This window comes from Paenibacillus sp. JT22N12, assembly GCF_056269365.1.
Map to the genome: position 1 here is coordinate 261,028 of NZ_JBWDNU010000007.1, position 12,851 is coordinate 273,878.

At 53.1% G+C, this 12,851-nt stretch carries 14 protein-coding genes; 6 read left to right on the top strand and 8 right to left on the bottom strand.

Features of this window, described 5'->3' with window-relative positions:
• The first annotated feature begins 184 nt into the window (after positions 1–184).
• The 4 genes from AC0YOA_RS24525 (at position 185) to AC0YOA_RS24540 (ending at position 4,207) form a co-directional block, all read left to right on the top strand.
• Entirely contained in the window at positions 185–1,780 is a 1,596-nt protein-coding gene (locus AC0YOA_RS24525) for a plastocyanin/azurin family copper-binding protein (protein WP_475788866.1), read from the top strand.
• Between the two features lie 11 nt (positions 1,781–1,791).
• Positions 1,792–2,748, top strand: a complete 957-nt coding sequence (locus AC0YOA_RS24530) for a cupredoxin domain-containing protein (protein WP_475788867.1) — start codon at positions 1,792–1,794, stop codon at positions 2,746–2,748.
• A 140-nt stretch (positions 2,749–2,888) separates the two neighbouring features.
• Entirely contained in the window at positions 2,889–3,461 is a 573-nt protein-coding gene (locus tag AC0YOA_RS24535; protein ID WP_475788868.1) for an RNA polymerase sigma factor, read from the top strand.
• Entirely contained in the window at positions 3,458–4,207 is a 750-nt protein-coding gene (locus tag AC0YOA_RS24540; protein ID WP_475788869.1) for an anti-sigma factor, read from the top strand. The genes AC0YOA_RS24535 and AC0YOA_RS24540 overlap by 4 nt, the downstream gene beginning before the upstream one ends.
• Before the next feature lie 66 nt (positions 4,208–4,273).
• Here the strand turns inward: AC0YOA_RS24540 and AC0YOA_RS24545 are convergent, their stop codons facing one another.
• From AC0YOA_RS24545 to AC0YOA_RS24570, 6 genes are all read right to left on the bottom strand, one after another.
• Positions 4,274–6,649 (bottom strand): ATP-dependent DNA helicase, encoded by a 2,376-nt coding sequence (locus AC0YOA_RS24545; protein ID WP_475788870.1) that lies wholly within the window; start codon positions 6,647–6,649, stop codon positions 4,274–4,276.
• Positions 6,650–6,787: 138 nt separating this feature from the next.
• Entirely contained in the window at positions 6,788–7,015 is a 228-nt protein-coding gene (locus AC0YOA_RS24550; protein ID WP_210039135.1) for a cold-shock protein, read from the bottom strand.
• A gap of 78 nt (positions 7,016–7,093) precedes the next feature.
• On the bottom strand, positions 7,094–7,294 hold the full coding sequence (locus tag AC0YOA_RS24555; RefSeq protein WP_040951936.1) for a cold-shock protein: 201 nt from the start codon (positions 7,292–7,294) through the stop codon (positions 7,094–7,096).
• 332 nt (positions 7,295–7,626) lie between these two features.
• A complete protein-coding gene (locus AC0YOA_RS24560) occupies positions 7,627–8,076 on the bottom strand; it encodes a peroxiredoxin (RefSeq protein ID WP_475788871.1) in 450 nt (149 codons plus the stop codon).
• 70 nt (positions 8,077–8,146) lie between these two features.
• Positions 8,147–8,614, bottom strand: coding sequence for a MarR family winged helix-turn-helix transcriptional regulator (locus AC0YOA_RS24565; RefSeq protein ID WP_475788872.1), 468 nt, complete (start codon positions 8,612–8,614; stop codon positions 8,147–8,149).
• Positions 8,615–8,745: 131 nt separating this feature from the next.
• Entirely contained in the window at positions 8,746–9,570 is an 825-nt protein-coding gene (locus AC0YOA_RS24570; protein WP_210039137.1) for a helix-turn-helix domain-containing protein, read from the bottom strand.
• Between the two features lie 117 nt (positions 9,571–9,687).
• Between AC0YOA_RS24570 and AC0YOA_RS24575 the strand changes: the two genes are divergently transcribed.
• Together AC0YOA_RS24575 and AC0YOA_RS24580 are read left to right on the top strand one after the other, a co-directional pair.
• Complete coding sequence (locus AC0YOA_RS24575; protein WP_475788873.1) at positions 9,688–10,911, top strand: MFS transporter; 1,224 nt, start codon at positions 9,688–9,690, stop codon at positions 10,909–10,911.
• Between the two features lie 33 nt (positions 10,912–10,944).
• On the top strand, positions 10,945–11,727 hold the full coding sequence (locus tag AC0YOA_RS24580; RefSeq protein ID WP_475788874.1) for an ABC transporter ATP-binding protein: 783 nt from the start codon (positions 10,945–10,947) through the stop codon (positions 11,725–11,727).
• On the opposite strand, the gene AC0YOA_RS24585 is transcribed toward AC0YOA_RS24580, so the two are convergent.
• Positions 11,724–12,296 carry a CBO0543 family protein gene (locus AC0YOA_RS24585; RefSeq protein WP_475788875.1) on the bottom strand — a complete coding sequence of 191 codons (573 nt, stop codon included), beginning with the start codon at positions 12,294–12,296 and terminating at the stop codon, positions 11,724–11,726. The genes AC0YOA_RS24580 and AC0YOA_RS24585 overlap by 4 nt on opposite strands.
• A gap of 72 nt (positions 12,297–12,368) precedes the next feature.
• Positions 12,369–12,842, bottom strand: coding sequence for a hypothetical protein (locus AC0YOA_RS24590; RefSeq protein WP_210039140.1), 474 nt, complete (start codon positions 12,840–12,842; stop codon positions 12,369–12,371).
• Positions 12,843–12,851 lie beyond the last annotated feature (9 nt).

Genomic DNA, 12,851 nt, shown 5'->3' on the forward strand with positions numbered 1-12,851 from the left:
ATTTGCCTTGACCCTTCTCCGATATTTCTGAGATGTAGAAACTTGCTGCGCTGCCGATGAACGGCAGCGCCGTTTCTCCTATTGCCCGAAATATTTTTTCGCAAGAATGGCAAAAAAACTCAAACCGTTTGTCTCTGCCGTTCGTTAGCTTCTTATGAAAGTGATAATAAGAGGAGGCATTCTAATGGGGAAAGCCAGGTTTGGGTCATTATTTATTGTATTATCATTATTTGCAGCACTGCTGCTGCCTGCACTCGGCGCTTCAGCGGCCGGAGGCGCAGCCTCTGATGCGGACACAGCCGCACAGCTGGGTCTGCTGCTTGGCGATGGAGATGGCGTGAGCGCAGCTTATTTGGGCAAAACATCGACACGTCTGCAAGCCGCCATTATTTCGCTCCGTCTGCAAGGAAAGCTGGAAGAGGCCCTTTCCTACACCGGCACGAGCAGCTTTACCGATGCGAATCTGGTGGGCAAAGCCAATAAGCCCGTACTGGCGTATCTGAAAAATCATCCCGAGCTGGGCTGGTCCGGCACAGGAGGAGGCTTGTTTGATCCTTCGGCCATCATCAGCTCCCAGCAGCTGTACAAGGTACTGCTTGAAGTGATGGGCTATCCATCCGGGACTGACTATACTTATGCCGAAACTGAAACCTTCGCCAAGTCCAAGGGACTTCAGCAAATTGCCGGCATGGCTTCGCTCACGAATGCACATATCGCAACAGCGCTCGTTGAAGCTTTGGGTGCGCCTACCGCACATGGCCACTCCTTATTCGATATGCTGAAAGAGGCTGGCGTTCTCCCGGCATCCGCGACGCTTCCGCAGGGCACGCAAATCGGTCTTGGGCAGAATGACAAACTGGGTGCGTATCTCACCGACAAAGCAGGCATGACGCTGTATTTCTTCACCAAGGATGCCGAGAACGTCAACTCCTGCCAGGGCGATTGCCTGAAGTCATGGCCCATTTACTATGCGGACCAGCTACAGATTCCCGCTTCGCTGAACGCAGCTGATTTCACAACGCTCACACGCGAGGACGGCACCAAACAAACCGCTTACAAAGGCTGGCCGCTCTATTATTTTGCCAAAGATGCAGCCCCGGGCGATGTGCTTGGCGAAGGCGTCGGCGGCGTATGGTTCACTGCCAAAGCGGACTACTCGGTTATGCTCGGCACCTCCTCCGCGCTCGGTAATTACCTGACGGACGATCAAGGCCGCACCCTGTATTATTTTGACAAGGATACGAAGGGAAAAAGCGCCTGCGAAGGAACCTGCCTGGCCAATTGGCCGGCTTACAACGCTTCCGGAAAAAGCGCTCCTACCGGCGTCTCGAGTGCCGAGCTTGGCACAATAACCCGTACGGACGGCAGCAAGCAGTCCACTTACAAGGGCTATCCGCTCTATTATTTCATTCAGGATAAGGCTCATGGCGATACCAAGGGGCAGAATGTCAGCAATGTATGGTTCGTGATTGACCCGGCCAAATTCGCGGGAACAACGACGCCTGATACGACTCCAGCTGCTCAGGCCAAAACCTATCATGTCGATATCAAGGAGTATTCATTCGGCACCGGACCGCTTACCGTGGAAGCCGGCTCCTCCATCATCTTCACCAACTTCGACGACATGAAGCATAACGCGGTTGCCGTTGACGGCAGCTTTGCCACGCCTTTGCTTGCCAAAGGAGACACCTACACGATTAATCTGGATAAGCCGGGAACCTATGATTACTTCTGTGAGCCGCATAAAGCATTCATGACCGGCCAGATCATCGTGAAATGAGTGGACAGCCAATGAAAATTCTTCATTTTCGAACCGCCTTGTCCCTCTGTGCTCTGCTGTGCGTGCTGCTGCTGGCAGCATGCAGCAGCGGAAACGGGAATGGTGAACCTGCAGAGAACCATTCCAATATGACAGCTGACGAGATGGCAGGCGGAATGAACGGCGAGATGGCAGGCAACACGGGAAATGCTGCAGGGAATTCGGCAGAGTCAACGAATCAGAACGACTCTGCGCCGCCAGCAGATGAAAACCAGACCGATGCGCAGCCCGCCGATGATTCCGGCGGACAGGCGGACGCTGGCGCGGGGGCAGGCAGCCCGGGCAGCAGCGGCTCCGCTGTCCAAGGTGAGCCTGCTGCCGATGATGACAATGGTCCGGCGGAAGGCGATAACAGCCCGAAGAATACGGCTCAGGGTGATTCCGCAAGCGGGGACGCCGAATCGCAGCAGGTGGTTAAAGGCAGCGATGCCGGCAGCTCTGAGACAACGAAACCGGATCCCGCCAAAACGGAATCCCCGAAACAGGAGACCGTAAAGCCGGAGACACCGAAAGCCAATTCCCCCAAACCGGAGACGCCAAAAGCGGAGTCACCGAAACAGGAGGACGCGTCGGCCGGGAACAAAGCCGCCAAGCCGGAAGAGAACAAACCGGCTGCACCAACCAAAACCGACATGGAAAGCGCAGGCAGTCCTGCAAGCGCGGATGACAAGGCTGGCACTGTTCATGTAGTGGAAATCGTAAACTTCGCTTTTACTCCAAGCAAGCTGGAGATCAAAGCCGGAGACATCGTCAAGTTCGTCAACAGGGATGAAATCCGGCACAGCGCAGTAGCCGATGACGATTCCTTCGATACCGATCTGCTGGGTCAGGATGAAGGCAAAGAGGTCACTTTCGACGAGAAAGGTGAATTTTCTTATTACTGCTCGCCACATCCGGCCATGAAGGGTACAATCGTTGTAACGGAGTAGCAGCTTGCTTTTAACCTGTAACGCATTGATAGCGATAAGGTCCAAAGAGAAGAAACGCGCTCGCCGCTTTTAAGGGCGCAGCCGTTTCTTCTTACATTTGTCGGCATCAACATTATTCCTTGTCCCGGAGGACTTCCGTAATGCAGAATCTTTCCGATTACGAACTGATGCTGCTGATCAAGCACAAACGGCATTCGGCACTTTCTGTCCTGTATGACCGCTATTCGGCATTGATCTATTCCTTTGCCTGGAAAGCCCTGCGGGATGAGCCGGCGGCCAGAGATATTGTCCAATCCGTCTTTATGCGGCTGTGGACCACCGAATCGGAATATGATCCGGGCAAAGGCCGCTTTACCAGCTGGCTGCTCACCATAACGCGCAACATTACGACAGATTGGCTGCGCCGGAAGCGCCGGGAGAATGCGGGGCTTGCCTCTTTTCTGCCGGAGGAGCTGGAGCAAATTCCCGATACCTATACAGCTTCGCCTGAAGACCGCGTGGAGCGGGAATCGTTGAAAGAGGAAATACGCGATGCCTACTGCCACTTGTCCAAGCAGCAAATTATGCTGCTGGAGCATTTCTACTGGCAGGGCTACAGCTTGAACGAGCTGGCTCTCCTCTACAATCAGCCGCTTGGCACGGTCAAAAACAGGCTTCATCAGACGTTAAAAATATTACGCAGACATCTGCTTGCGGGAAGGGAGGGAATATGATGCGGGATGAGCGGCCGCCGCAGCATTGCGATTTATGTCTGGACTATATCTCCGGCCTGCTGTCCGGCGATGAGAAATCAGCCTTCGAGCGTCATCTTCCCGACTGCGAAGCCTGTCAGATCGAGCTTGAAGAACTACGATTCGTATGGGAGGCGCTTCCTGCCGATATGGAGCATATGGAACCACCCGAAGATTTAAAGCAGCAGGTCATGGATGCCGCAAGGGCGGCGGATATGCAGGAGCAGCGTTCCACTCCCGGAAGACGGGTAAGAAGCAGACGGCCCTTCTATACGATTGCTGCTTCTGCACTGGCTGCCCTTGTCATTATCGGCACGATCTGGAATGTGCAGCTGTATCGTGACAGAACGGAGGCGATTCCCTCTATCGAGCAAGCCTTGTCGGTTTCTGCCGCTCAAATCAAGCAGATCATACCGCTGCAGCCAACCGCAGAAGCTGCCGATTCGTTCGGGGTTGCTTGCATCGTGGATAACGGAAAGACCAGGCAGTTTGTTGTCTATGTATTCGGCGCGCCGCAAACGGACAGCAAGGAAGCGTACCAGGTATGGCTGGTTAAGGACGGGCAGCGCCGCAGCGCAGGGACATTCCGGGTCGCCGACCAGGGAATGGGCGTACTCTCCATGCCCATTGCATCCAATACCCTCGCATTCGATACGATTGGCATTACGCTGGAGCCCGATGACCGCGGCGACGAGCCGCGCGGCGTCAAAATATTCGGTTCGGCATAATTTCATGCCAGCCCTTCTAATCAGCCAAGGAGGCATCCGGTTAAAGGATAACCTCCTTGGCTGATTCTATTCTTGCCTCGTGAAGCTCTCCCTGCCGCTGTCATCCCTATCGCCGTATTGATCGGAAATCATTGGAGCGCCGCCATCCGCGGTCTTCCATTCCTGGGGCAGCAAACGCTGGTATCGGGGCTGAAAATAACGGTCATCAATCAACAGCAGCGTGCCTCTGTCCTGCTCCGACCGGATCAAGCGTCCGCCGGCCTGCAGAACCTTGTTCATACCCGGAAAGACATAGGCATACTCGAAGCCGTCCTTGCCCTGCCCATCAAAATAATCCTTGATAATATTGCGCTCCAGGCCCACCTGCGGAAGCCCGACCCCCACCACCACAACCCCCGTCAGCCGGTCGCCTACCAGATCGATGCCTTCAGAGAATATACCGCCCATGACTGCAAAAGCAATAAGGGATTCCGGGTTATCCGCATCGAAGGCCGCAAGAAAGGCTTCCCGTTCATTCTCCGTCATGCCGGCTCCCTGTATCATCGTTGTCGATGTAAACTGCGTCTTGAACAGCTCATAAATATCATTCATGTAAGCGTAAGACGGGAAGAAAACGAGATAATTGCCCGTCCGTTTGGCCGTAAGCTTACCGATCAGCACCGCAATGGATTCCCTCGTATGCCCGCGGTCCCGGTAACGGGTCGACAGCGGCTCCATATACACCTCAAGCTGCTCGCTGGAGAAGGGAGTGGGCACAACGACGGAATAATCCGTTTCCGCATCGCCGCCGAGCATGTCGATATAATAACTGAGCGGCGACAGCGTGGCAGAGAAGAGAATATGGCAGCGGAAGCCCTTCCCATTCTGTTTCAACAGATAGGACGGGTCCAGGCAAAACAGCTTGATTTGCAATTCATTGCGCACGCTTTCCACATAAGTCACATATCGTTCATCATACAGCTTGCCAATGCGGATAAAGCCTTGTGCCGCATAATAAAGATTCAGCAGCTGCCCCGCTTCGCGGCCGCCGGCTGCAAGCAGCTCCCTCTGCGCATGCTCCACAAAAATCTCCAGCAGCTCCAGCAGCTGTCCCGGCAGCTCCGAATTCACTTCTACCCCGCTGTCGCCGACCTCTTTACGAAGCGCGATAAAAAAATCATTGACCGCTTTGGCGGCACGCTGAAGCTCGGCATGCCTGCCTTTATATTCCCGCTGAATCGCCAGAAAGTCCGACTTCTTCAACTCGCTGGAGTACATCTCGCGGGCCCGGTCCACCAGATTATGCGCTTCGTCAATGAGCAGGACGGTCGAACGTTTATGCTCTTCCATCAGACGCTTCAGCTGGACGCGCGGATCGAATACATAATTATAATCGCAGATGACGGCATCTGCCGCGTAAGCCGCATCCAGCGAGAACTCGAACGGGCACACCGTATGCTTGCGGGCGTACTGTTCAATCGTACTGCGCGTCAGCAGCGTCTCCTGAGAGAGCATATCGATCATCGCCTCGTTCACCCGGTCATAATATCCGACTGCATACGGACAATGCTCCCTGGTGCAGTTCATTTCATCCTGGAAGCAGACCTTATCCTTGGCGGTAAGCGTCACCACATGCATATGGAGCCCTCTGGCTTCCAGCATGGCATAAGCCTCTTCCGCCGCAGTACGGGTAATCGTCTTGGCAGTCAGATACATCATCCGCTGCAGCAGCCCTTCCCCGATCGCTTTCACAGCAGGAAATATCGTGGAGATCGTCTTCCCGATCCCCGTTGGAGCCTTGGCAAACAGCTTCCGTCCATCCGCAATGCTCTGATAGACCGAACCCGCAAGCTTCCGCTGACCCGCCCGGTACACCGGGAACGGAAATTGCAGCGCTTTAATGCTGGTATCCCGCAGCCCGCTATGCCTCCGCTTCTGCTCCGCAAAGGGATAATAGCCCTGCACCAGCTCAAGCATGAACAGCTCAAGCTCCTGAAAAGACAGCTCCGCCGCAAAACGCTTCTGCTCTTCCGAAGCTATCTGTACATAGGTAAGCTGAACCCCGATGCTGCCCAGCTCCTGCTCCTTCGCAACCATATAGGCGTAGCATTTGGCCTGTGCCCAGTGAACGGGGTAGGACTGCTCATCAATAGAGTCCAGATCCCCCGCAGTCGACTTGATCTCGTCGATCGTAAGTCCTTGGCTGCCAGCAACCGTATCCGCAGTTCCGGCAAGCAGCCCGTCGCATCTTCCGTCAATGACAAACAGAAGATCCCTATAGGCGATCTCCGTTGATAGATAGACTTCCTTCCGGTCAAGCTCCCCATACTGCTTCTGAACCTTCTGATGGGCCTTCGTCCCATCCGTAAGCGAGCTGACCGAACGAAAACCGGACTCAATACTTCCGCTGCAAAATACATACTCTACGAGTGATCTGACCGATAGTTGGACGATGTCCGTCATAGCGACTCCTCATTGTCCGTCATAGGAACATTTGTTCCTTCATCTTAACATGAACGACGGATCATGCGCTACTTGCGAAGCTTCGACAAGCTTAAATGCACAATAAAAAAAACGCCCCGCAGTGCTCAGGGGCGGTTCTTATATTTGTACACCCTTTTTCAAGGCTTTGAGATCGCCATTCGAATTGTTCAGCGCCGGCAGCATTCTCATGCTTTTTACCATAGGGGTATGACAGACATGACAGGTCGGTACATACTCGAAAGCGAAATTATCACGCATCCAGCTTTTGCAATCGTCTTTCGGGCAGGACCAGATGACTGTATTTTCTTCAGGGATATCCTCTAACGGTTTTTTCCTGTTGTACAAGATGATTCCCTCCTTTGATAGAAAAAAACCGCCCTCAACTCATGTTAAGGGCAGTCTTTACCTTGCAGCTTGTTAAGACTACAGTTTTACAACGTTTTCGGCTTGTGGTCCACGGTTGCCTTGAACAACGTTGAACTCAACGCGTTGGCCTTCGTCAAGGGATTTGAAACCGTCGCCAACGATTGCACTAAAGTGTACGAATACGTCGTTGCCGCCTTCAACCTCGATAAAACCAAAGCCTTTTTCTGCGTTAAACCATTTAACTGTTCCTGTTTGCATAGGTAAAACCTCCAAAAATAAATTAACATGTACCTTTTTATTCAGAGAAGCAAATAAAAAATTCACACATTGAAAAAGGAATCATTCTCACAAATGCCAACCCTTTTCAATGAGTGAATGCAGGTTCTTTGTTTACGAGTAACCTTATAATAGCACAGCCATTTCTATAAAGCAAATGTTTAGACACATTATTGCCCAATTTATTTTTCCAATCATGTTGAATCAAGGAAAAGCCGCCATTTTCTCTCCCCTGACCGGAAATAAAAACCGCTTCTCCGCGGCGGAGAAACGGTCACCTGCTGCGCATCATGACAATCTCTCATTCCTACATATCATTCAGCGGAGCCGATGGCTGCCAGAATTTCTTCCGTCGGACGGTTGCCTTTCCTGGCATAAATGATCCTGCCGGACTTCCCGATCACATATACAACGCGCTGCTGCGGCTGTCCGATGATCCCGAGAATCCCTTTCTTGACGTCATAGCTGTCCTTGATCCGGCTGTCCGTGTCCGTAACCAGCGGAAAATCATAATTGTTCTTCATCGCAAAACGCTTGTGATGCTCCAGCGATCCAGGATTAACCCCCAGAACGAGCGCATTGGCAGCTTCGTACTGTTTGCTGGAATCGCGGACCGCGCACAGCTGCTTGGTGCATAACGGGGTTTCATCCTGCGGGTAAAAAATCAGTACGATCGGCTGTTTGCCCAAATGGTTTTGCAAAGCTACCTTTCCTTTCGAGCTCTCCGCTTCGAATACAGGCGCCTGATCTCCAACATGCAGCATTGTGAACTCCCCCCGTATTGTATAGCCTTTCTCCGCCTGGCTGGCCTGATTGTTCCCGCCTATCCGTCAATCATCTTGTGCCGGACTGCGGCATAGCTGCATTAATCTGCGCCATCAATTTCTTGATCTGGCCGTTCAGCGCCGTCAATTCCTCCAGGGGCAGGTTGCTGGAAGCAAACAGTGATTGCGGTATACACACCGCCCGCTCCTTCAGGGCAAGCCCGCTCCCGGTAATCCGCACAATAACGATCCGTTCATCCTCCGTCGAACGTTTTCGCTCGACCAGATTCGCAGCTTCCATGCGCTTGAGCATCGGCGTCAGCGTTCCCGAATCAAGATCAAGCGTCTCGCTGAGCTCCTTCACGGTGCTTTGGCTGCGTTCCCACAGTACAAGCAGGACCAGATACTGCGGATAGGTCAGTCCAAGCTCGTCAAGCAGCGGGCGGTACATCCGGGAAATCGCTCTGGAGGCAGCGTATAGGGAGAAGCATAGTTGATTATCCAGCTTCAAATATTCATGTTCATTTTGGCTCATCATTTTACTTTGCCCTCTCTTGTTGTCAAATTCATTTGTGCACAATTAAATTTGATAGACTAATCATAGCTCAATCCGGAGCGGGATGTCAACTTCGCAGCATGCACCCATCCTGAACTGCTGTCCGGCCGCTGTCAGCGGCTGCTGCTTGTCCGGAATTCCTCCGGTGTAACGCCAACCGCCTTCAGGAAAGCCCGGTAAAACTGGCTGGTGCTGGAGAAGCCAAGTTTTACGCTCATCTGGGTTATGGTGCAGCCCCCTTGGCGAAGCTGCTTCTTGGCCTCCTCCATTCTCAGCCCCAGCACATACTGGTATGGAGTTTTATGGGTATAGGCCTTGAATGTCCTTATAAAATGAAACCGGCTCTGGAGCGCGATGGCCGCCAATGTGTCGATATTGATCCGATCCGTATAGCTCGCGTGTATATAATCCAGCACTCTGGTCATATGCCTGTCTGAAGAGGTCAGCCCATCCCCCGGCGCGCTGAAGGGTACCGGGTTCCCTCCATTAATGGCATGACTGCCCTTCAAGCTGTAATAGAGGAAGGAGAGCACCCGCGATTCCGTCTCGTCCACAGCGAGCGGATCGGCCGGATCGCCCCTGAACAGCTCCGATGACCAGCTCTGGAACTGCTTCATAATAAGAGAAGGATCGAATGTCTGCTGCATGGCAAAATCAACCTCCGGCTCGCGGAAGAAATCACTGGGCCGGTCGTTACGTATTTGAATGACGATCACGCTGGAATCCTCCCCGATGCGGAAGCTGTGTTCCTGCGCGGAGTACTGGAGCAGGCCATGGCCGTCCCTGATACCGTAATCCTTGTTCTCCTGTGTGAGGTAGCAGATTCCCTTGGTTGGAATCGTCAGCTGGAGCCGGTCCTCATGGACATGCGGCAGATTGGAAAAAGCCTCTTCTATCCGCCACAGCTCAAGCTGCGGCGTTTCAATTATGATTTTCATCTGTCTTCACCTGTGCTTATTATAGCAATTATTGCTCCCGCGAATAGCACTTTTCGCGGCGACTTCCGCCGCTTCCCTCCTGTAAAATAAGGAAATTAAAAAGGGGGATGATAACCAATGCCGCAATTGAAAGGACAAACAGTATCGCAAGCCGTTTCCCTGAACAAGCCCAATCGCACAGCCTTCTACATCCTGCTCGGCGTCAGCCTTGCCCATCTGCTTAACGACGCCATGCAATCTGTCGTCTCGGCCGTATTTCCCCTGTTTCAGAAATCCATGCAGCTAAGCTTCGCCCAGATCGGCTGGGTTGCGTTCTGCTTAAGCATCACGGCATCGATTTTGCAGCCTCTGATCGGTTATTATACAGATAAGAAGCCAATGCCTGTCCTTCTGCCCGCAGGCATGGCGTTCACGCTGCTCGGCATGATCGGGCTGGCGTTTTCTACTGAACTGTGGATGCTTCTGGCTTCTTCGGCGCTGATTGGAGTCGGCTCCTCCGTGCTGCATCCGGAGTCCTCCAGAGTTGCCCATATGGCGGCAGGCCAGGGCAAAGGACTAGCGCAGTCGGTCTTCCAGGTTGGCGGCAATACCGGACAGGCTCTGGCGCCTTTGATGGTCGCTTTTGTCATAACGCCTCAAGGACAGCCCGGCTTCCTCTGGTTTACCGCTCTCGCCGTAATCGGCATTGCCGTGCAGCTTGCGGTCAGCAGATGGTACGGCAGGCAGTCCCGGTCCGTCAAGACTGCGGCTCCCAGGACGGCTGCTCCAAATACACAGCAGCTCGGCAGAAGAACGGTTAACTTCGCCATTGGCATCCTTATCCTGCTGCTTTTCTCCAAGTTTGTTTATATCGCCAGCATGACGGGTTATTATGCTTTTTATTTCATGGACCGCTATCAGCTCCCCTTGGAGCAGGCCCAAATATGCTTGTTTGCCCTGCAGTTCGCTGGCATGGTCGGCACGCTGCTCGGCGGACCCTTGGCTGACCGCTTCGGCAGGCAGCGGATGATCTGGTTCTCCATTGCCGGCACTGCGCCCTTCTCCATGCTGCTTCCCTATGCCGACGCCTTCTGGTCCGTTGTACTCTGCCTGTTTATCGGCGCCATCCTGATGTCCGGCTTCTCGGTTATCATCGTCTATGCGCAGGAACTGCTTCCCGGCAAGGTCGGGACGGTATCCGGCTTGTTCTTCGGGCTCGCCTTCGGACTCGGCGGTCTTGGCTCGATTGTGCTGGGCTGGCTGATGGATGTGACCAGCGTTTCACTTGTCATTCATCTATGCGCTTATCTGCCTCTGCTCGGTGTATGTGCATTCCTTCTGCCCAAGGACCGGCGGATTTAAAAACTTTGCAATGGAAATGAGGACCTTCATAATATGGAAACGATTATTGATATGCAGGGAGTAAGCTGGCAGAGAGAGGACCGGCTTTTGCTGAATGAGGTCAGCTGGAGGGTATTGCCCCGGCAGCACTGGGCGCTGCTTGGCCTCAACGGATCAGGCAAGACGACGCTGCTGAACATGATTAACGGCTATCTCTGGCCGACAAAAGGCAGCATCAAGGTGCTGGACCGTACACTCGGCGAAACGGATGTCCGCCAATTGCGCCAGTCGATCGGCTGGGTCAGCTCTTCCCTTCAGGATAAGCTGTACGGCACCGATTCCGGGGAGCGTATTGTGCTAAGCGGCAAGTACGCCACGATCGGGCTGTATGACCGTCCCTCTGAGGAAGATATCAGCTACGCCTATGCCTGCATGGAGGCCTTGCAGTGCACGAAGCTGTGGAGCCGTGAATACCGCACCTGCTCGCAGGGAGAGAAGCAGAAGCTGCTTATCGCCCGCGCCTTGATGGCGAATCCGCAGCTGCTTATCCTTGACGAGCCCTGCAATGGGCTGGACTTATTTTCCCGCGAAAGCCTGCTATCGGCGATTACAGCCCTGGCGTCCCGTACGGACACGCCGACCTTGATCTATGTCACTCACCATACCGAGGAAATTCTGCCTCTCTTCAGCCATATACTGCTGCTGCGGCGCGGGCAGGTCGTTCAAGCCGGCGAGAGGGAGTCGGTCATGAATGCTGATATTCTCAGCGCCTTCTTCGAGAATCGCGTTGCCGTGGAAAACCATGATAATCGGATTTATCTCCGCCCGCATTCTTAGGGCAGCTGGCGCCGTCGGGCGGCGGAACTGTACATAACTCTTTCCGTCACCCAGCGGACCGCTATTGCCAGAGCAAAATAAATAGGAAATGAATAGATATGCTTCCAAAGATGCGGTTCATAGATGCCCAGCCCTTCCATAATCGGTTCAAATACAAAAGCAAACACCGCAGACAGAATCAGGTGGACGATCATGAAGGGCTTCCAGCTTCTGAAATATTGATAGGTGAGCATGTGAATGACAGGCAGCATGCCATAATCGACGGAAACCAGCCGTGGAGATATACGAAGCAGCTGATAGGGGTATGACCAGTACATATTCATCGAGCCGATATCATCCAGACAATCGACCACAATAATCGTAATCAAGCCCAGAATAACAATTTGCTTTAACCGCGAACGGTCGACCAGCTTCCACCAGATCACCCATGGTATGATCAGCGCAGCCAGCAAAAACCACCACTGTGGCGTAAATAAGTCGTGATGCAGCCAGTAGCCGTTCCTGAGTTCCTTCCATTCCTCGCTTTTCTGCTTTATTTCCTCAAAGGCAGGACTTTCCTTAACCGCCATCTTCAATCACCCTTTTTACGATGCCTGAATGCGTCCGATCACTTTCAGTGCCTTTTGCTGCCGTTTCCCGCCTCATGCAGTCGGCTCCTCCTTGTTGAAGACGGTGATGCCTAGAGCCAATTGGTTCCACAGCAGATCCTTTACCTTCTCTGTCTGATACTCCTTGCATTTGACCATGACGAAAACATCGATCCGATTATCGCTCTTGAAGGTCTTCTTCTTGCCTTTATTGGTATGCCAGTAATCCACGACGAATCCGATGAGAATTCCGGCTACAAGTCCGATTAATGCCCACAGTACAGGTCCCCATTTCAGTAAAAAACCGTATATGCCCCCCAGCAGCATCAGAACCGCTCCGATAATGGCCGATAAGTCCACAAAGCTCTTCCCGTCTGTATAATGAATGGTATCCAGGGTGTGATTGGGTTCCGTCCTTTTATCAAGAGGCAGAACCAGGATGGACTGTTTCGAAACGCCGATTTTCTGGATTTCCGCAATCGCAAGCTCGAGCCTTCCGGAATGTTCAAACGAGGCGACGACATACATGATTGAACT